21 protein-coding genes are annotated in these 18,135 nt (G+C 70.6%); 8 read left to right on the forward strand and 13 right to left on the reverse strand.

All coding sequences use genetic code 11. The features are described 5' to 3' along the window. Nucleotides 1-75: 75 nt before the first annotated feature. Both HUW46_RS13035 and HUW46_RS13040 read right to left on the reverse strand, forming a co-directional pair. Complete coding sequence (locus HUW46_RS13035; RefSeq protein ID WP_215547522.1) at nucleotides 76-306, reverse strand: DUF3107 domain-containing protein; 231 nt, start codon at nucleotides 304-306, stop codon at nucleotides 76-78. 43 nt (nucleotides 307-349) lie between these two features. After that, nucleotides 350-973, reverse strand: a complete 624-nt coding sequence (locus HUW46_RS13040; RefSeq protein ID WP_215549835.1) for a ferritin-like fold-containing protein — start codon at nucleotides 971-973, stop codon at nucleotides 350-352. Between the two features lie 395 nt (nucleotides 974-1,368). On the opposite strand from HUW46_RS13040, the gene HUW46_RS13045 reads away from it, so the two are divergent. From HUW46_RS13045 to HUW46_RS13055, 3 genes are all read left to right on the forward strand, one after another. After that, nucleotides 1,369-3,069: a DEAD/DEAH box helicase gene (locus HUW46_RS13045; RefSeq protein ID WP_254126599.1), complete on the forward strand. Its 1,701-nt coding sequence runs from the start codon at nucleotides 1,369-1,371 to the stop codon at nucleotides 3,067-3,069. A 39-nt stretch (nucleotides 3,070-3,108) separates the two neighbouring features. After that, nucleotides 3,109-4,449 carry an Rv3212 family protein gene (locus HUW46_RS13050; RefSeq protein ID WP_215547523.1) on the forward strand — a complete coding sequence of 447 codons (1,341 nt, stop codon included), beginning with the start codon at nucleotides 3,109-3,111 and terminating at the stop codon, nucleotides 4,447-4,449. A gap of 106 nt (nucleotides 4,450-4,555) precedes the next feature. Beyond that, a complete protein-coding gene (locus tag HUW46_RS13055; protein WP_215549837.1) occupies nucleotides 4,556-5,449 on the forward strand; it encodes an alpha/beta hydrolase in 894 nt (297 codons plus the stop codon). A 4-nt stretch (nucleotides 5,450-5,453) separates the two neighbouring features. On the opposite strand, the gene HUW46_RS13060 is transcribed toward HUW46_RS13055, so the two are convergent. From HUW46_RS13060 to HUW46_RS13085, 6 genes are all read right to left on the reverse strand, one after another. Then, nucleotides 5,454-5,951, reverse strand: coding sequence for a hypothetical protein (locus tag HUW46_RS13060; RefSeq protein WP_215547524.1), 498 nt, complete (start codon nucleotides 5,949-5,951; stop codon nucleotides 5,454-5,456). 28 nt (nucleotides 5,952-5,979) lie between these two features. Next, complete coding sequence (locus HUW46_RS13065; RefSeq protein ID WP_215547525.1) at nucleotides 5,980-6,852, reverse strand: RecB family exonuclease; 873 nt, start codon at nucleotides 6,850-6,852, stop codon at nucleotides 5,980-5,982. A 48-nt stretch (nucleotides 6,853-6,900) separates the two neighbouring features. Beyond that, entirely contained in the window at nucleotides 6,901-7,527 is a 627-nt protein-coding gene (locus HUW46_RS13070; RefSeq protein WP_215547526.1) for a MarC family protein, read from the reverse strand. Further along, a complete protein-coding gene (locus HUW46_RS13075) occupies nucleotides 7,524-8,393 on the reverse strand; it encodes a PHP domain-containing protein (protein WP_215547527.1) in 870 nt (289 codons plus the stop codon). The genes HUW46_RS13070 and HUW46_RS13075 overlap by 4 nt, the downstream gene beginning before the upstream one ends. A gap of 79 nt (nucleotides 8,394-8,472) precedes the next feature. Beyond that, nucleotides 8,473-9,033 carry a PH domain-containing protein gene (locus HUW46_RS13080; RefSeq protein WP_215547528.1) on the reverse strand — a complete coding sequence of 187 codons (561 nt, stop codon included), beginning with the start codon at nucleotides 9,031-9,033 and terminating at the stop codon, nucleotides 8,473-8,475. Between the two features lie 19 nt (nucleotides 9,034-9,052). Then, a complete protein-coding gene (locus HUW46_RS13085) occupies nucleotides 9,053-9,244 on the reverse strand; it encodes a hypothetical protein (protein ID WP_215550545.1) in 192 nt (63 codons plus the stop codon). Between the two features lie 157 nt (nucleotides 9,245-9,401). Here HUW46_RS13085 and HUW46_RS13090 point away from each other — a divergent pair, with 157 nt between their 5' ends. Next, entirely contained in the window at nucleotides 9,402-9,818 is a 417-nt protein-coding gene (locus tag HUW46_RS13090; RefSeq protein WP_215547529.1) for an NUDIX hydrolase, read from the forward strand. A gap of 73 nt (nucleotides 9,819-9,891) precedes the next feature. Here the strand turns inward: HUW46_RS13090 and HUW46_RS13095 are convergent, their stop codons facing one another. From HUW46_RS13095 to HUW46_RS13110, 4 genes are all read right to left on the reverse strand, one after another. Continuing rightward, on the reverse strand, nucleotides 9,892-11,499 hold the full coding sequence (locus HUW46_RS13095; RefSeq protein ID WP_215547530.1) for an acyl--CoA ligase family protein: 1,608 nt from the start codon (nucleotides 11,497-11,499) through the stop codon (nucleotides 9,892-9,894). 42 nt (nucleotides 11,500-11,541) lie between these two features. Further along, nucleotides 11,542-12,330, reverse strand: coding sequence for an alpha/beta fold hydrolase (locus HUW46_RS13100; protein WP_215547531.1), 789 nt, complete (start codon nucleotides 12,328-12,330; stop codon nucleotides 11,542-11,544). Between the two features lie 100 nt (nucleotides 12,331-12,430). Next, a complete protein-coding gene (locus HUW46_RS13105) occupies nucleotides 12,431-13,528 on the reverse strand; it encodes a DUF2332 domain-containing protein (protein ID WP_442860973.1) in 1,098 nt (365 codons plus the stop codon). 19 nt (nucleotides 13,529-13,547) lie between these two features. After that, nucleotides 13,548-14,051, reverse strand: coding sequence for a MaoC family dehydratase (locus HUW46_RS13110; protein ID WP_215549838.1), 504 nt, complete (start codon nucleotides 14,049-14,051; stop codon nucleotides 13,548-13,550). Between the two features lie 331 nt (nucleotides 14,052-14,382). Here HUW46_RS13110 and corA point away from each other — a divergent pair, with 331 nt between their 5' ends. The 4 genes from corA (at nucleotide 14,383) to HUW46_RS13130 (ending at nucleotide 17,913) form a co-directional block, all read left to right on the forward strand. After that, nucleotides 14,383-15,468: a magnesium/cobalt transporter CorA gene (gene corA / locus HUW46_RS13115; protein WP_215547533.1), complete on the forward strand. Its 1,086-nt coding sequence runs from the start codon at nucleotides 14,383-14,385 to the stop codon at nucleotides 15,466-15,468. A 197-nt stretch (nucleotides 15,469-15,665) separates the two neighbouring features. Then, nucleotides 15,666-16,334, forward strand: coding sequence for a metallophosphoesterase family protein (locus HUW46_RS13120; protein ID WP_215547534.1), 669 nt, complete (start codon nucleotides 15,666-15,668; stop codon nucleotides 16,332-16,334). Beyond that, the gene (locus HUW46_RS13125; protein ID WP_215550546.1) at nucleotides 16,331-17,179 is read left to right on the forward strand and encodes a ParB N-terminal domain-containing protein; all 849 of its coding nucleotides are present in this window, start codon (nucleotides 16,331-16,333) and stop codon (nucleotides 17,177-17,179) included. Before HUW46_RS13120 ends, HUW46_RS13125 begins: the two co-directional genes overlap by 4 nt. Then, a complete protein-coding gene (locus tag HUW46_RS13130) occupies nucleotides 17,176-17,913 on the forward strand; it encodes a PIG-L deacetylase family protein (RefSeq protein WP_215547535.1) in 738 nt (245 codons plus the stop codon). The genes HUW46_RS13125 and HUW46_RS13130 overlap by 4 nt, the downstream gene beginning before the upstream one ends. Here the strand turns inward: HUW46_RS13130 and HUW46_RS13135 are convergent. Next, the gene (locus HUW46_RS13135; protein ID WP_215547536.1) at nucleotides 17,897-18,082 is read right to left on the reverse strand and encodes a PspC domain-containing protein; all 186 of its coding nucleotides are present in this window, start codon (nucleotides 18,080-18,082) and stop codon (nucleotides 17,897-17,899) included. The two genes, HUW46_RS13130 and HUW46_RS13135, sit on opposite strands and share 17 nt — an antisense overlap. Nucleotides 18,083-18,135 lie beyond the last annotated feature (53 nt).

The raw sequence follows: 18,135 nt of genomic DNA on the forward strand, positions 1-18,135 counted from the left end.
ATTGCGCGGTGACTCACCTGTGACCTGCGCTGTGTAGCAGCTGTGCGAGCCCCCACGGTCGTTCGAATCACCAGGTCAGGAGCCTACGGCGAACCCGACCTTGCGCACCTCGGAGGGTGCGATCTCGACGTAGGCGATCCGGTCGGCGGGCACCAGGAACTTGCGGCCCTTGTCGTCGTCGATCCGGAAGACCCCGTCCGCGGACTTCAGCGCGTCGGCCACCAGCTTCTCCACGTCCTCGGGAGACTGGCCGCTGGACACCACCAGCTCGCGGGGGGTGTCCTTGATGCCGATCTTGACCTCCACGTACGACCTCCGCTTGTTCCGTGCTGACTTACTGGCCAAAAGGCTAGCCGAGTCCGAGCGCCTGCATGCGCTTGCCGTGCCCTTGCTGCAACCGGCGGAACAGCCCGGCGATTCCGGAAAGATCGCCGGAACCGCTGATGATCAACTCCGCGAGCCCGTCCCGCTCCGCCACCACGTACTGGGCCTGCGTCAACGCTTCGCCGAGCAGCCTGCGGCCCCACAGCGCGAGCTTGTCGCGGGTCTTGGGGTCGGCGGCGATCCCGGCGGCGACTTCGCGCTCGGCGAACGCGGAATGACCCGTGTCGGCGAGGACGGTGAGCACGAGCTCCTTCGCTTCGGGGTCGAGCCAGCTGGCGACCTCGCGGTAGAAGTCGGCGCCGAGGCCGTCGCCGACGTAGGCCTTCACGAGTGATTCGAGCCACGATTTCGGCGCCGTCGCGGCGTGCCAGGCGTCGAGGTAGTCGACGAACGGCGCCATCGCTTCCTCGACCGCGAACCCGCGGTCGGACAGGTACCCGGCGAGCAGGTCGTAGTGGCCGATCTCGGCCGCCGCCATGGACGCCAGCGCGGCGCGCCCGGACAGCGTCGGCGCGGACCGCGCGTCCTCCGCCATCCGGTCGAACGCGGCGAGCTCGGTGTAGGCGAGCACGCCGAGCAGGTCCACCATGCCGTCGCTGAGCTTTTCCTTGGCCTCGGTCACGGCGCACAGCGTATCCCCCGATCGCCACGTGACCTCGCCCACGCCGGATGAGCTGGGGATACCGATCGGCGGGGGTCGGCGGGGTACACTGCGCGGAGGATCAAGACGATCCACCCTGCTTCGGCGCGCCCGTCCGGCTCGGACATCGTGTTGACGGGGAACCACCGGAGTGAACCGGGTGGCGGCCGCGATGGCCGGAACGGCCCGTCCTTCGGGTGGGTGCCGGCGGCGCGCGAATTCGCGCCGGTTCACCGAGAAAACAGTGCGTGCACGCCTCTGAGTAGGCATTCCCGCCCCGAAGCACAGTACGGGCGGTCGAGTGTCGAGACGTGACCAGGCAGTGCGCGCTGGCACGAGAGAGGCTGATCATCCTGTCCACCACCCCCGAATCGACGGAATCGACCGAAGACGCCGTCGCACTGGAACACCTCGAAAGCGGCCTTCCCGAGACCGACCCGTCCCACCCGCTCCAGGCAGGCGCCCCGGTCGAACCGGAATCGCCCACCTTCGCCGAGTTCGGCGTCCGTCCCGAGATCGTCCGCGCGCTCGAAGGCGCCGGTATCGAGCGGACCTTCGCGATCCAGGCGCTGACCCTGCCGCTGGCCCTGGCCGGCAACGACCTCATCGGCCAGGCCCGCACCGGCATGGGCAAGACGCTCGGTTTCGGCGTGCCGCTGCTTCAGCGCGTCACCACCCCCGGCGACGGCACCCCGCAGGCGCTCGTCGTGGTGCCGACGCGCGAGCTGTGCCTGCAGGTCACCCACGACCTCACCGACGCGGGCAAGCACCTCGGCGTGCGCACGCTCGCGATCTACGGCGGCCGCCCGTACGAGCCGCAGATCGAGGCCCTGCGCAAGGGCGTCGACCTGGTGATCGGCACGCCCGGCCGTCTCCTCGACCTCGCCGAGCAGCGCCACCTGGTCCTGGGCAAGGTCTCCGGGCTCGTCCTCGACGAGGCCGACGAGATGCTCGACCTCGGCTTCCTCCCCGACATCGAGCGCATCCTGCGGATGGTGCCGGACTCCCGGCAGACCATGCTGTTCTCGGCCACCATGCCGGGCCCGATCATCACCCTCGCCAGGACGTTCCTGAACCAGCCGACGCACATCAGGGCCGAGGAGAACGACGCGGGCGCGGTCCACGAGCGCACCACGCAGTTCGTCTACCGCGCGCACTCGATGGACAAGCCGGAGCTGATCGCGAAGGTCCTGCAGGCCGAGGGCCGCGGGCTGACGATGATCTTCACGCGCACCAAGCGCACCGCGCAGAAGGTGGCCGACGAACTGGCCGAGCGCGGGTTCGCCGCGGCCGCGGTGCACGGCGACCTCGGGCAGGGCGCGCGCGAGCAGGCGCTGCGGGCGTTCCGGTCCGGCAAGGTCGACGTGCTGGTCGCCACCGACGTCGCGGCGCGCGGGATCGACGTCGACGACGTCACCCACGTGATCAACTACCAGACGCCGGACGACGAGAAGACCTACGTGCACCGCATCGGCCGCACCGGCCGCGCGGGCAAGACCGGGGTCGCGGTCACGCTCGTCGACTGGGACGAGGAACCGCGCTGGAAGCTGATCTCCGACGCGCTCGGCCTCGACAAGCCGGAACCCGTCGAAACCTACTCGACCTCGAAGCACCTGTTCACCGACCTCGGCATCGCCGAGGACGCCACCGGCAGGCTGCCGCTGGCCAAGCGCACGCGCGCCGGGCTGTCGGCGGAGCCGGAGGAGAAGCTCGGCGGCCGCAAGCGCGACCGCGAGCGCACCACCACCAGCAGCAGGACCCGCAAGCCCCGCCGCCGGACCAGGGGCGGTGCCGACGCCGCGGCCGCGGTCGAAGCCGCCGACGCGGCGAAGACGGCCGAGGGCCAGGAGGGCGAAGGCGCCGCGAGGAAGCCTCGCCGCCGCACCCGTGGTGGCGCCAAGCCCGCCGCGGAAGCGAACGCGCACTCGGGTCCCGCCGCGCAGGAGAAGGAAACCGGTGAAGGCGGCGAGCGCCCGGCACGTCGCCGTCGCCGCCGTCGTTCCGGCAGCTCCAACAGCAGCGAAACACCCGCTTCGGCAGACTGAGCGCGTAACGCATTGGGCTGATCCCGGGGAGCGGCAGAAGTGAGCGAACCCGTGCAGGGGGGCAGGCACCGGCGGCCGAGCGGGTCCGAGCCGGTCCCCGGGACCGAGGACGTGCTCGGCACCGCGCCGGAGAGCGTGGGACCCGCGAAGCACGCCAGCCCGGAACGGGCGCGGCGGTCGCCGTGGAACACGCGGCGGGACCGCATCGTCGCGGTGGCCATCGCGGTGGTCTGCCTCGGCGCCGCGGTCGTGGTGTGGGCGGGCAGCGACAGCAGGGCGACCGTGTCGGAGCAGTCCCCGCCGCAGCCCGCGGTGATCGGCGCGCCGGACAAGGTGCCCGGCTCGCTGGCCGAGGCGTGGCAGGCGCCCAGTTCCGCGACGCCGATCCCGGTGACCTCGAACTCCACCGTGGTGACCGGCGCGGGCGGCGAGGTCGACGGCCGCGACCCGGCGACCGGCGCGATCCGCTGGAAGTACGCGCGCGACATCCCGTTGTGCACGATCGCGGGCACCTGGTCGCGGGCCACCGCGTTCTACCGCAACGGCGACTGGTGCAGCGAGATGACCCAGCTCGACACCGGCACCGGGCGCAGGACCGCGCAGCGCGACGGTGACGCGCGACCGGGCGGCGGCACCGTCGACGACGGGTCCGCGCTCACCGCGTTCACGCCGACGCTGCTCAGCACCTGGCGCGACGACCTGGTGAAAACGGTCGAGTACGGCAAGGTCCCCGCGCTGATCAACGCGGACAAGCAGCCGCGGAAGGACTGCGCCTACGGCTCGGTCGCGGCCGCGTCGAACCGGATCGGCGTGATCGAACGGTGCGCGGGCGATCCCGGCGACCGGCTGACCGTCTACAAGGCCAACAGCAAGGAGTTCGACTCGCCCGAGGTCGTCTACAGCGCGGTGACCGCGGGCAAGCAGGCGAGGCTGGTCGCGATGTCCGGCGAGTCCGCCGCGGTCGCGCTGCCCCAGCAGCGGCTGCTGGTGCTCTACGGGGCCGACGGCAACCAGCGCGCCGCGTACCCGCTGACGGTGCCGGACGCCGATCTCGCGCAGGACCCGCCGAACGGGGTGCCGTCGACCTCGACGACGAACAACGCGGTCTACTGGTTCACCGGGTCCAAGACCATCGCGCTGGCGAAGGCGGACCTCACTCCACTGTGGACACTCGATGGCGCGCTCGGCCCCGGCGTCACGTTCTGCGGGCAGCTGGTCGTGCCGATCAAGGGGGGAATCGCGGTGCTGGACGAGAAAACCGGCGCGACGGTCCGCACGGTCGGCGTCGACCGGCACGGCTACGCGGGCCCGGTGCGGCTCGCCGCGCAGGGCCCGGTCCTGCTCGAACAGCGCGGCGACACGCTGGTAGCGCTGCGATGAGCGATGACGACCGCAGGGAGGAATCGCTCACGAGGACACAGCGTGCTTGTGCCTCATCGGTGTTGTCCCGAACCGAGGGACGAGGGAAGGGACAACACCGATGAGCATGACCGAAGAGGACCGCCGGGGTCAGCTGGCGGCGCATTCGGCGAGCCGTGTCGATCTCGACGGCCGGTACGGGCCGATCGCGGCGCTGCGCACGACGGCGCCGTCGGATGCCACAGTCCTCCTCGTCCCCGGCTACACGGGGTCGAAGGAGGATTTCGCGCCACTGCTCGACGGCCTCGCCGAGGCGGGGTTCGAGGCCGTCGCGATCGATCTTCCCGGGCAGTACGAATCCGGCGGCCCCGAGGACGAAACCGCGTACCTGCCCGCCGCGCTCGGCGAGGTGGTGGCCGAACTGGTCACCGCGCTCGGCGAGGGCGGGAAACCGGTGCTGCTACTCGGGCACTCCTTCGGCGGGCTGGTCGTGCGGGCGGCCGTGCTGGCGGGCGCGCCGATCGCCGGGCTGGTCCTGATGGACACCGGCCCCCGGCACCTTCCCGACGGCGCCCGCCGGGCGGCGCTGGGCATCGGTGAACCGCTGCTGCGCGAAGGAACGCCGGAAGGGCTCGCCGCGGCCTACGCGGTGCGGGAAGAAGTGAGCGCCAAGTTCGAGGCGTGGGCGAAGGTTTCGCCCGCGTTGAAGGACTTCTACCGGCACCGGTTCACCGCGTCGAGCGCGCCCGGCCTGCTCGGCATGGCCACGGCGCTGCGCACCGAGCCAGACCGGGTCTCCGAACTGGCCGACGCGTTGCGGCGCGGCGGCACGCCGTGCGCGGTCGTCACCGGCGAGGGCGACGACGCGTGGAGCGTGCCGGAACAGCAGGACATGGCGCGCCGCCTCGACGTGCCGTTCCTGTCGATCCCGGGCAGCGCGCACTCCCCCAACACCGAAAACCCGGCGGCCCTGCTGGCCACCCTGCTGCCCCTGTGGCGCACCTGGCTCGCCCGCCCCTGACGGGTCAGAACCACCAGAAGAAGACGAGGATCCCGGCGACGGCCGCGAGCAGCACCACGGCGGCGGCACCGGCGACGGCACCGGACCTGCGGTCGACGACCCGTTGCGCGCCCAGCGCGACCGCGGCGGCGGCCGGGTGCGCCACCAGCGATGGCAGTCCTGGCCCTTCGGTGGGGCCGAAGTAGGCGAGCGCACCGGCCCCCAGCACCACGATCGCGAGCACGACCATGCCCGCGGCGAGCGAGCCGGTGAGCCCGCGCCACCACCGGCGAGGCCGCTTGCCGGTGTCGGCGGCGGTCGCCGCGGAACCCGCCGAGTCGACGGCTTCGGCGGTTTCGGGCGGCTCGGCGGATTCCTTGGTGGCCGGGGAATCCGCGGTGCCGGGCGATTCCCCGGACTCGGCGGAACCGTCGGGCTTGGTGGCGGGATGGCGCGGATCGGGCAGCCTGCCTTCGTGCGACGGCCAGTTCACCGGCTCGAGCTCGTCGGTGTCGGGTCCCACCTGTCTCCTTCGTCCCGCGTGCGATTCCTTACGGCGCAAGCAAATCCCACGATTTCGCGGCCGGCGCGGCCTGTTGGCCCGCCGGGCAGCTCGGGCGGAAGTCGCACCACGAGCACCGTCTCGACGGGCGTGGGGGAAACGCCGGGTCTGCGGCGTCCTGCTCGCCCGAAGCCTCCAGGGTATCGGTCGCGATCCGCACGTCCTCGGCGGTCTCCTCGGCGCGCACGAGCTGACGGCGCAGGCTGTCGGCGGTGTGCTCGGCCGCCGCGACCGTGCCGCTGGGCAGGTGGTGCAGTTCCACGCGGTGGCACGGCAAGCGCAAGGTGCGCGCGGCGGCGACGGCGTACATCGCGAGCGCCTGCGACGCGCGCGCCTCGTGCTCGTCCGGCGCGCGCTTACCGGTCTTGTAGTCGACGATGACCAGCTCGCGACCGCGCTGGTCGATCCGGTCCGCCCTGCCTTCGATGATCATCGTCGGGTTGGCGTGCTCCCCGGTCTCCGGGTTGACCGGCGCCGAGACCCACCGCTCCAGGCCGACCGGGTCCATCTCGACGTCGTTCGACTCGACGTAGTCGGAAACCCAGCCCTGCGCGCGCTCGCGGTAGATCGCGGCCTGCGCCGCGTCCGCGAAACCGGCGTCCTTCCAGTGCGTGGTGACGAGCGCGGCGGCCCGCTGCGGCGTCCGCTTCCGCACCGGCAGGTCGAACAGGGCGCGCAACGCGTTGTGCACGACCGCGCCGAGCGTGCTGTGCGCCCACGGCCCGGTGCGCTGCGGGGTGGGCCGTTCGAGGTAGGCCAGCCGGTACCGGCGCGGGCAGTCGTCGAAGGTGGCCAGCCTCGCCGGGCTGACCTTGCTCAGCCTGCGCGGCTGGACGTCGAACTCGAACCCGATCTGCTCCACGGACACCACGGTACGGGGCCCCACCGACACATCTCGTGAAGGCTCGCGTCAGGGCGTCGCGATGAACCCGCGCACCGAGTTCGCCACCAGCTGCACCGCGATCGCGGCGAGCAGCAGGCCCGCGATCTTGGCGAGCAGCGTGATGCCGCTTTCCTTGATCACCCGGATCACCACGCCGGAGAAGCGCAGGCAGATGTAGAGCACGAAGTGCACCATCACGATCGACGCGCCGAGCGCGATGTACGCGCCCGCGTGCCCGTCGGCCTGCCGGACGTACACGATCGTCGCCGCGATCGCACCGGGCCCGGCCAGCAGCGGCGTGCCGAGCGGGACGAGCGCGATGTTGACGTCTTCGGCGACCTCGGGGTCGGTGCTGCCCTTGCCGGTCAGCAGGTCGAGCGCGATGAGCAGGAGCAGCAGCCCGCCGGCGCCCTGCAGCGCGGGGATGCCGATGCCGAGGTAGGACAGGATCGCCTGGCCCGCCACCGCGAACAGGCTGATCACCAGCAGCGACACCAGCACGGCCTGCCGCGCCGCCTTCGCGCGCACCGCGGGCGACTTGCGCCCGGTGAGGCTGAGGAACACCGGCACCGTGCCGGGCGGGTCCATGATCACGATCAGCGTGATCGTGGCCGCCATGAACAGCTTGGCGTCGAAGAACTCCGCGATGTTCACGGCCGTTCCCCGGTCCGCACGCGGGTGCCCGAGGCGCGCGAGACGAGTGCCTCGAACTGGTCGGGATCGGTGGTCTCGGCGCCGATCCTGATGGTCTTGTTCGTGCCGTGGTAGTCGCTCGACCCGGTGCGCACCAGGTCGAGGTCGCGGGCGAGCTCGGACATCTGCTCGCGGGCTTCGTCGTCGTGGTTCGGGTGGTTCACCTCGACGCCGGTGAGGCCGCGTTGCGCGAGCTTCGCGATAGTCTCCGCCGAGACCGTGTACCCGCGCGTGTGCGCGAAGGCGTGCGCCAGCACGGTGACACCACCCGCTTCGGTGATCATCTCGATGGCGTCTTCGACCGGGGTGTCCTCGCGCGGGAGGTAGTAGCCGCGCTTCCCGCCGAGGTATTCGGCGAACGCCTCGTCGACGGTGCTAACGAGCCCGGCGCGGACGAGCGCCTGCGCGAGGTGCGGCCTGCCCGCGGGGGAATCCTCCGGCAGCAGGCCCATGATCTCGTCGGCGTCCACGGGGAGCCCGTCGGCCGCCATGCGCGTGGCCATCGCCCGCACCCGCGCGCGCCGTTCGATCCGCAGCCGCTGCTGCTCGGCGACCACCCTCGGCGACGCGGGGTCGAACAGGTACGCCAGCAGGTGCACGCTGATGCCGTAGCCGTGGTCGTGCGTGGAGACGCAGGAAAGCTCCGCACCGGGAACCACGGTCAGGCCGGGCGGCAGCGCGTCGAACGCCTCCTGCCAGCCCGCGGTGGTGTCGTGGTCGGTGATCGCCACGACGTCGAGGCCCGCGCTCGCGGCGGCGCGCATCAGCCCGCCGGGACTGTCGGTGCCGTCCGAGGCGGTGGAATGGGCGTGCAGGTCGATGCGCATCGATCACATTCTGACCGATGACGCAGGTCACCCGCCCGTCGGTACCGCGCGCTGGTCTTTCGTAAGCGGCGAAGCCGCGCTAGCCGACCATCTTCTTGCCTCGGGCAGCTCGCTGGGCCTTGATCATCGAGAAGCGCTCCTGCTGCTTCTGCTTGTCGCCGAAGACCAGCTCGGAGATCGTGTCGTAGAACTCTTCGGGCCGCGGCAGGTAGTCGATCTTGTTCAGCGCCTGGATCTGACCGGCCGACTCGACGACCATCGTGCCGTAGCCGAACATGCGGCCGGTCATGGAGCGCTCGTAGGTGAGGTCGGTGACCTTGCTGATCGGCATCATCAGCACCTTGGTGGTGATGACGCCGGTGGTCATCACGAACCGCTTGTCGGTGACCACGAGCCGCTCGACCCACCACTCGATGACCTTGTAGGCGAAGCGGAGCACCACGAGCAGCGCCGCGTACCAGAGGATGTTCTGCACGACGTACATCGCGGGCGGCAGCAGGTACGACACCAGCACGCAGATCGCGATCAGCGCGACGGCCTCGAAGCTGTCCCACAGCAGCACCGCCCAGTGCCGCCGGATCCGGATGACCCGTCGCTCGGTTTCGAGGAGGTACTCGTCGGGATCGCGTGGGGCGAACATCTGACCAGCCTAGCGCCGGTCAGCGGAAAATGTTGCTGACGAAGGTGATCACGGACTCCGCGGCGTCGCGAAGGAACTGGATGCTGTTGTTGACCAGACCCGCGGCGTGTCCTGGCTGGGCGATCACGAAGAACAGAACCAACGCGATGGCTGCCAAACCCAGTAGCTTCTTCGCGTTCACAACGATCAATCCCGTCTCTTGCGTCGGCACCGGTCTTGCACGTTTCACAAATCTCTTACGTTGTACCGCACCGGACGGCGGCGCGGGAGGAAAGTCCCGCGCTTGGGTCAGTGCACCGCGGGAATTGTACCGCACAACTACTCTCCGTGTACAAGGTGGCCGTGCTCACCTTCGATAGCCTCGGAAAATGGATCCTGAAGCCCCCGAACCGGTGCGGTGTGTCGGCGGGATCGTGCACGACGCCGACGGCAGGCTGCTCCTCGTCCTCCGCGCGAACGACCCCGGCCGCGGCCAGTGGTCGCTCCCCGGCGGCAAGGTGGAGCCAGGCGAGACCGACGCCGAGGCCGTCAGCAGGGAGATGAGCGAGGAAACCGGCCTGCTCGTGCGGCCGGGCGCGCTCGCGGGGACGGTCGTGCGGGGCCCGTTCGAGATCCACGACTACTTCTGCACGATCGCCGACGGTGATCCGCGCCCCGGTGACGACGCGTTGGCCGTCCGCTGGGTCGATGCCCGCGAATACGCCTCACTGGAGCAATCAGGTGCGCTTGTCGCGGACCTGACGACTGCGCTGCGTGACTGGAACGCCCTCCCGCGCCGCCTCTAATCGGCCGGCGCACGAACGTACTCGTGCCCCGAAGGTCACCTTCGGGGCATGCGACATCCCACCGAAGCAGCGCTCAGCCCTGCACGCGCGAAGTGCGGTCACCCCATTCGCGTTCGCGCAGCTGGAACTTCTGGATCTTCCCGGTGGAGGTCTTCGGCAGCTCGCCGACGAAGTCGACCGCGTTCGGCACCTTGTAGCGCGCGATCCGCTCGCGCACGTGGTCGAGCAGTTCGTCCGCCTCGACGGACTGGCCAGGCCGCAGCACCACGAACGCCTTCGGCCGCTCGCCCCACTTCTCGTCGGGCACCCCGACCACGGCGACTTCCAGCACGGCGGGGTGCGAGTCGAGCGCGGCTTCGACCTCGATCGTCGAGATGTTCTCGCCACCGGACACGATGATGTCCTTCGCCCGGTCCCGTAGCTCGATGTACCCGTCGGGATGACGCACGCCGAGATCGCCCGAGTGGAACCAGCCACCGCGGAACGCCTTCTCGGTCGCTTCGGGATCGGCGAAGTAGCCCGACATGACGTTGTTGCCGCGCATCACGACCTCGCCCATGGTGGCCCCGTCACGCGGGACGTCGTTCATCTCGTCGTCCACCACGCGCACGCCGTCGGAGACGATCATGCCGACGCCCTGACGGGCCTGGAGCCTGCTGCGGGCGTCCACGTCGAGCGCGGTCCACCCGTCCTGCGCCTCGCACACCGTGTACGGGCCGTAGGTCTCGGTCAGCCCGTAGACGTGCACGAGCTTCGCGCCGAGGGATTCCATGCGCTTGATGACGGTCGGGCTGGGCGGCGCGCCCGCCGTGGTCACCAGGACCTCGCGGTCGAGCGGGTGGGCGCCGTCGTGGCCCGCGATGGTCACCAGCACGGTCGGCGCGCCGTTGAGGTGGGTGATCCGCTCGGCTTCGAGCAGGCGCCAGATCTCCGCCGCGTCGACCGCGCGCAGGCACACGTGCGTGCCGCCGATCGCGGTCACCGCCCAGGTGGTGCACCAGCCGTTGCAGTGGAACATCGGGAGCGTCCACAGGTAGCGGCTTTCCGTGGTGTGCCGCGAATGGACGATCTCGGCGAGCGAGTTCAGGTACGCGCCGCGGTGGTGGTACATGACGCCCTTGGGCTGCCCCGTGGTGCCCGAGGTGTAGTTGATCGAAATGGTGCCGCGCTCGTCGGCGACGGTCCACGGCAACGGCTCGTCGCTGCCGCGCGCGAGCAGGTCGTCGTAGGAGATGCCGCCGACGCGGGGATCCGGGCTCGCGCCGGAGGCCGGATCGGTCACCGTCACGACCTCGCCCACCCCGGGGTCCTCGGGCACCGACGCGTGCAGCCCGGCGTCGGCCACCAGGACCTTCGCGCCCGAATGGCCGAGGATGTGCTTGATCTCGGCGGGCGCCAGCCGGGTGTTCACCGCGACGAGCACCGCACCCGCCAGCGGAACCGCGAAATGCGCCACGAGCATCTCGGGGATGTTCGGCAGCAGGTAGGCGACCCGGTCACCCGGCTCGACACCGCTTGCCCGCAACGCGTTCGCCACGCGCGTGACCTCCGCCGCGAACTCGCGGTAGGTCACCCGGCGCTCGCCGTAGACGATCGCCTCCTTCTCCCCGAACACTTCCGCGCTGCGTTCGAGGAACGCGAGCGGGGTCAAGGGCGTGAACCAGGTGTCGTCGATACCCATGGCGGCCATCCTCACCCCCGCTCGCTCACCCCACAACCGCGCTCAGCCCAGGAATTCGGCGACCACGGGCACGAGCGCGGCGGGCTCCCGCAGGATGCCGTGGTCCTCGCCGGGCAGCGTGCGGTACTGCGCGCCGGGCACCGCGTCCGCAGCCGCGCGAGACCCGGCGCGCATCGCCTCGTCGCTGTCGCCGCCGTCGATGACGAGGACGGGCACGCCGATGGCGGACAGGCGCTCGGCGGGCTGCCCGAGCCCGCAGACGGCGATGTCGTACGGGAGGGTGTGCGCCTGCGCGGTCAGGTAGGCCCACGTGTTCGCGTCGCCGCGCATCCCGTCGACGACCTCCGCCGGGGCGCCGGTCAGCCGCAGGAATTCGGCAGCCGCGCCGTCGCGGTCACCGGCCTCGGCGAGTTCGACCACCCGGTCCGCCGCCACGCTGCTCTCTTCCGTGACCGTCCCGTACGGCGGCTCGTAGACGGCCACCTTGGTCACCGGGAGCCCGGCCGCGGTGGCCTCCAGCGCGAGGACGGCGCCCGAGGAGTGGCCGAACAGCGCCGCCTTGCCACCCGCGTGCTCGATCAGGGCCGCGATGTCCTCGACCTCGCGGGCGACGGCCACCTCCGACGCGCGGTCCTCGCTGTCGCCGCGGCCGCGGCGGTCGTACCGATAGGTGGTGAACTCCGCGGCGAGCCCCTCGGCCAGCGCGGTGGTCGTCGACCGGTCGTTGAACGCGCCGCCGATCAGGATCACCGCCGGTCCCCGCCCCGACCGCGCGAACGCGATCTCCGAACCGTCCGCCGACCGCACCCGTTCGATCCCGGTCTCCGTCATCTTCCCGCCCCGTTCCACGTCGTTCGGCACTCCCGTCGAGCGCCGTCGACAGGATGTCGAAGCACGCCCGCCGTTCACTACATCCGGAGCGGAAGAAGTTTCAGCCCGCGAGCCATTCCATCCGCTGGCCGTGCGGCGCCGTGCGGGCGAGCGCCTTCGCTTCGGCCTTGCCGCCTTCCCAGTGCACGAGCCCGAGGGTGCTTTCCCCGCGGAAGACCAGATCGTCCCTGCCCGGCAGCACGTACTTCAGCCCGACGTCGTACGCCTCCTCGCTGACCCACCACAGTGGACGGTCCGAGGCGAGCGCGGCCACCGCGTCGACGAACGCCTCGCGCCGCGGCTCTTCCAGGTACGGCAACAGGTGGCTGGTGAGCACCACGAGCGGCAGCTCCGCGGGGAACCGGGCGGCGGTGGCCGCGAGATCGTCGACGGCGTCGCCGGTGATCAGCTCCGGGACGTCCTTGCGCTGGGCGGCGGCCGCGGTGCGCAGCAGCCGGATCCGGTCCGGCTGGTCCGCCCACACGCACGCTTCGAGCCAGGCCAGCTCGTCCTCGTCGGCGGCGTCCACCGGCATCCGGTCCAGCCCGGCCTTCGCCGCGATGGTCAGCTTCTTCGGCAGCTTCGGTGCCACCGCGCCCTCGGCGAGCTCCAGCGCGCAGTGCAGCCCGACCGGGGTCTTCGCCGGTCCGGCGACGAGCTGCTCGCCGCCGTCGCACTGGTACCGGTAGCCGTAGCGGTCCAGCCCGAGCAGCAGCCCGGCGCTGCAGCCGGCCTCCAGCAGCGCGATCTTCCCGCCGGCGGCCTTCGCGGCGGCCGCGACCGCCGGGTACAGCAGCGCGGCGCGGCGGACCTCGTTCGTCTGCGTGTACCGGGAGCCGATGATCTCCCTCGCCTTGTCCGCGCGCCCCAGCAGGAACTCCCGGAACAGCGGCCAAGTCTCCGAATCGACGCCGTCGAACCCGCCGAGCGTCGGGTAGTACCGCGACAGCGGGTGGATCGGGTCGGCCTGGATCAGCCGGTGCGCCGCGGCGAGCAGCAGGTTCGGGCGCGCCTCACCCGCCGGTGCCCCCTCCAGCAGGCCCGCCACTTCGTCGTCCTCGGCCGCCTTCGCCGCCAGATGCGCGTAGAGCGGTGACGAGTCGGCCGCCTCCACCTCGGCGAACCTGGTCAGGCGCTGCTTGATCTCGTCGAGCCCGATCCCCACTTGCTCCCCTTCGCTATTCGTGCGGTACCGGACGGCCAGGCTGCTCGCCGCCGCGGGTCTCGCCGTAGGACCGCTTCGGCACCATGACCTTGCGGCGGAACGTGCAGACGATGAGCCCGTCCTGCTTGTAGCCCCGAGTCTCCACGTAGACCACGCCGCGGTCGTCCTTCGACTTCGACGGGGTCTTGTCCAGTACTTCGGTTTCGCCGTAGATCGTGTCACCGTGGAACGTCGGCTTCACGTGTTTGAGTGATTCGACCTCGAGGTTCGCGATCGCCTTGCCGGAAATGTCCGGCACCGACATGCCCAGCAGCAGCGAATAGACGTAGTTGCCGACCACGACGTTCTTCCCGAAGTCAGTGGTTTCGCCCGCGTAGTGCGCATCCAGGTGCAGGGGGTGGTGGTTCATCGTGATCAGGCAGAACAGATGATCGTCGTACTCGGTGACCGTCTTGCCAGGCCAGTGCTTGTACACCGCGCCGACCTCGAACTCCTCGTAGTACCGGCCGAACTGCACGAACATTCCTCCTGTCGCGAATCGTGCGCCCGGTAACACCATTTGGCCCTGGAGCGACACGAGTAGACGTTGAGGAGTAGCCTCAATGATCGGTGTTCGTCCGTCAACGCGAGCATCACCACGTCGGCCGAAGGAGGTGAGGTACGCGATATGAGTACCGGCGATAGTCCGCTCCCTAGTACCACCAGCGTCCTCAGCACACCGGCCGACCTCCTGCCTTCCAGGTAGGCGCCGGTACGCACCAGGACGCTGGCAGCCGGGCGGATCAGTACCCGCGCGGCACGTCGTAACCCCGTACGACTCGCGTTCTCGTGTACCGACAGGAGTTGCCATGCCTGCGATTCCCTCCCTCGGCGGCCTTCGCGGCCGCGGAAACGGCAAGCCAGCACAGGTCGCGCCGCCCATTCCGGTGCCCCTGTCGGCCTACGTCGTCGACTGCGCCATCTACGTCGACGGCGCGCGGCAGTCCGGCCGGTGGTCGCACACCGAGGCGATCAAGGAGGTCCGCGAGCGGGGCGACGGGTTCGTCTGGATCGGCCTGCACGAGCCGGACGAGGAGCAGATCCAGGGCATCGCCGACACGTTCGGCCTGCACGAGCTGGCCGTGGAGGACGCGGTGCACGCGCACCAGCGGCCCAAGCTCGAGCGGTACGACGAAACGCTGTTCATGGTCCTCAAGACCGTCCGGTACGTCGAGCACGAGTCGCCGAGCACGGCCAACGAGATCGTCGAGACCGGCGAGCTGATGGCGTTCCTCGGCAAGGACTTCATCATCACCGTCCGGCACGGGAACCACTCCGGGCTCGCCCGCCTGCGCGCCGAGCTGGACTCCGAGCCCGACACGCTCCGCCACGGCCCGGCCAGCGTGCTGCACGCCATCGCCGACCACGTGGTCGACCACTACCTCGACGTCACCGACCACCTCGAAGAGGACATCGACGAGATGGAGACGCTGGTGTTCGCGCCGCGCTCCTCGGTCACCGCCGAAACGATCTACTTCATGAAGCGCGAGGTGCTCGAACTGCGCCGCGCGGTGATGCCGCTGGCGACCCCGCTCAAGCGGCTCGCGGAGGGCTACACCCGGCTCGTGCCGGACGAGGTGCGCTCGTACTTCCGCGACGTCGACGACCACCTCACCACCGTTTCCGAACGCGTCGCCGGTTTCGACGAACTGCTCACCACACTGGTCGACGCGACGCTCGCGAAGATCACGCTGCAGCAGAACACCGACATGCGCAAGATCACCGCGTGGGCGGGCATCGTCGCGGTCCCGACCGCGGGTGCCGGCATCTACGGGATGAACTTCGACTTCATGCCGGAACTGCACTGGCGGTTCGGCTATCCGCTCGTGATGGGCGTGATCCTCGCGATCTGCCTGCTGCTGTACCGAATATTGAGGAAGAACCGCTGGCTCTGAGGCCGCGGTCTTCACCCACCGTCCTTTTTCCACCACCCGAGACACGGGGGTTTCCTCATGCCACGCCTGCTGACCAACGTGAAGTTCTGGGGCCTCGCCATGGCCGTCATCTGGATCGTCGCGATCACCGCGATCATCATGAAGGACCCGGGGCTCGCGCGCGGCGGAAAGTAGCCGCGCGGACGTATCCTCGGCGCATGCTGCGTGCGCTGGTGGTCGCCGACGAGGTCGACGAGCGGTTGTGGGCCGGTGCGGTCCGCGGCTGCTCCGCCGATCTCGTCATCGGCGCCGGCGACCTGCCGTACGCCTACCTCGGTTTCCTCGCGGCCGCGCTCGACGCGCCCTGCGTTTTCGTGCCGGGCAACCACGACGCGGATCTCAGCGGGTTCACCCGGTACGGCGGACTGTCCATGAAGGACGGTTTCCCGGTCTCGTGGCCCGGCCCGGAAGGCGGCGTGAACGCGGACGGCCGCGTGGTCGACGTCGCGGGGCTGCGCGTGGCGGGGCTCGGCGGTTCGGTGCGGTACAACGACGGGCCGAACCAGTGGACGCAACGCCAGCAGGCGCGCCGCGCACGCGGGCTCGTCCGCCGCGCGGAGCGCCGTCGCCGCCGTGACGGCCGCGGTGTGGACGTCCTGCTGACGCACGCGCCCCCGCTCGGCGTCGGCGATCGCGACGATCCGCCGCACCGCGGATTCGCCTGCCTGCACCAGGTCGTCGCGCGGCTCAACCCGAAATGGCTGCTGCACGGGCACATCCATCCCTATGGCGAGGACGTGCCCGACCGGAGGATGGGGGAAACCGTGGTGCGCAACGTGGTCGGGCGGCACGTGATGGAGTTCGAGCGCGCGGACGTGACATCGTGAGCCCCAGCAGGGACACCGGGTTCCCGCGCGCCGACGCCGAACACGACTTCCTCCGCGCCAGGCGGCGGCAGGTGTTGTCGCGGCTGGCGAAGTGGCTGCGCGGCGAACCCGACGACGTCAACATCATGCTGCCGTTCACCGAAGTCGTGGACGCGCTGGGCTACCAGAGCGAGCGCCGGATCGGGGCGCGCGTGATCCGGCTCGATTCGATCGTCGGCAGCGTGGACCGTGGCCGTGATTTCGACCGGCGGTTCCGGCCGACCTCGGCGCGCGTGCGCGAGCGGTGGGAACGGCTCGCGCTCGCGACCCGGCGCGGCGAGCACATTCCGCCGATCGAGGTGTACCGGGTCGGCGAGCTGCACTTCATCATCGACGGGCACCACCGGGTCTCCGTCGCGCACGCGCTCGGACTGTCCACAATAGAGGCTTACGTGACCGTGGTCAGGACGAAGCTGAACCCGAGCGGGATCCGGTTCCGCGGCGACCTGATCGTCAAGGACTACCGGCGGCTGTTCCTCGAACGCGTCCCGCTGACCGGGCAGGCGCGCGCGGCCGTGCTGGTCTCGGATCCTTGGGACTACGCGAAACTCGGCGAACACGTCGAGGCGTGGGGGTTCCGGTTGATGCAGGACGAAGGCGCGTTCCTGGACAGGGCGCGCGTCGCGCAGCGTTGGCACGACGAGGAATTCGTGCCGGTGGTGGCGATGCTGCGGCAGGCGGACCTGATCGGCGACCGGACGGAGGCGGAGGCGTACATGTGGGTGGCTGGCGAGCGGTATCGGCTGATCCGCACGCACCGGTGGGACGACGAGGTCATCGAAGCCGTGCGGACGCGGCGCACATGAGCACCATCGTCGCGTTCCACGCGCATCCCGACGACGAGGCCCTGCTCACCGGCGGCACCCTCGCCCGCGCCGCCGACGACGGGCACCGCGTGGTGATCGCGGTCGCCACCGACGGCGTGATCGGGGAAAGCGAACCCACCCGGCTCGACGAACTCCGCGCCAGCGCGCGAATCCTCGGCGTGCAGCGCGTCGAGCACCTCGGGTACGCCGACAGCGGGCACGGGCCGCTGCTCTACCCGGATCCCCCGGACCGCCCGCGTTTCGTCAGGGTGCCCGTCGAAGAGGCCGCTGGACGGCTGGCCGCACTGCTGCGCGAAGAACGCGCTTCCACGCTGCTGACCTACGACGAGAACGGCGGCTACGGCCACCGGGACCACGTGCGGGTGCACGAGGTCGGCAAGCGGGCCGCCGAACTCGCCGGGACACCGGCCGTGCTGGAAGCGACCATGCCGCGCGACGCCCTGGACCGGCTGGTGCGCCTGACCAAGCTGCTCCGGATCCCGTTCGGCTACGACTCGCTGCTCTACAGCCCCCGCTCGGCGATCACGCACCGGTTCGACCTGCGGCGGTACGCGCGGCAGAAGCAGGCCGCGCTCGCCGCGCACGAGTCCGTGCTGCGCGGCAGCGGGCGCTCGGCGGCGGTCTTCCGGGTGCTGGTGAAGCTGCCCGCCCCGGTGTTCGGCCTGTTGCTCGGCCGGGAGTGGTTCATCGCCAGCTTCAGTCCTCCGGAATGACCACCCACAGGACGAGGTAGATCAGGCACTGCGGGCCGGGCAGGATGCAGGAGACCACGAACAGCAGGCGCATCTTGCCCGGCGTCGTGCCGAACCTCCTGGCGAGGCCCGCGCACACGCCGCCGAGCATCCGGCCGCTGCGCGGGCGGGACAAACTGGTGCCGCTCATGGAAATCTCCCTCTCCTGCTTCGCCGGACGTACCCTTTGCACCCCATCCTCGC

This window comes from Amycolatopsis sp. CA-230715, assembly GCF_018736145.1.
In the GTDB taxonomy this organism is placed as follows: domain Bacteria; phylum Actinomycetota; class Actinomycetes; order Mycobacteriales; family Pseudonocardiaceae; genus Amycolatopsis.

What these genes read in the sequence shown, in the direction of transcription:
- HUW46_RS13040 (WP_215549835.1), bottom strand. Translation starts at nt 973, where the DNA reads ATGGTGGACCTGCTCGGCGTGCTCGCCTACACCGAGCTCGCCGCGTTC.
- HUW46_RS13055 (WP_215549837.1), top strand. Translation starts at nt 4,556, where the DNA reads ATGACCGAAGAGGACCGCCGGGGTCAGCTGGCGGCGCATTCGGCGAGC.
- HUW46_RS13075 (WP_215547527.1), bottom strand. Translation starts at nt 8,393, where the DNA reads ATGCGCATCGACCTGCACGCCCATTCCACCGCCTCGGACGGCACCGAC.
- HUW46_RS13080 (WP_215547528.1), bottom strand. Translation starts at nt 9,033, where the DNA reads ATGTTCGCCCCACGCGATCCCGACGAGTACCTCCTCGAAACCGAGCGA.
- HUW46_RS13090 (WP_215547529.1), top strand. Translation starts at nt 9,402, where the DNA reads ATGGATCCTGAAGCCCCCGAACCGGTGCGGTGTGTCGGCGGGATCGTG.
- HUW46_RS13095 (WP_215547530.1), bottom strand. Translation starts at nt 11,499, where the DNA reads ATGGGTATCGACGACACCTGGTTCACGCCCTTGACCCCGCTCGCGTTC.
- HUW46_RS13100 (WP_215547531.1), bottom strand. Translation starts at nt 12,330, where the DNA reads ATGACGGAGACCGGGATCGAACGGGTGCGGTCGGCGGACGGTTCGGAG.
- corA (WP_215547533.1), top strand. Translation starts at nt 14,383, where the DNA reads ATGCCTGCGATTCCCTCCCTCGGCGGCCTTCGCGGCCGCGGAAACGGC.
- HUW46_RS13120 (WP_215547534.1), top strand. Translation starts at nt 15,666, where the DNA reads ATGCTGCGTGCGCTGGTGGTCGCCGACGAGGTCGACGAGCGGTTGTGG.
- HUW46_RS13130 (WP_215547535.1), top strand. Translation starts at nt 17,176, where the DNA reads ATGAGCACCATCGTCGCGTTCCACGCGCATCCCGACGACGAGGCCCTG.
- HUW46_RS13135 (WP_215547536.1), bottom strand. Translation starts at nt 18,082, where the DNA reads ATGAGCGGCACCAGTTTGTCCCGCCCGCGCAGCGGCCGGATGCTCGGC.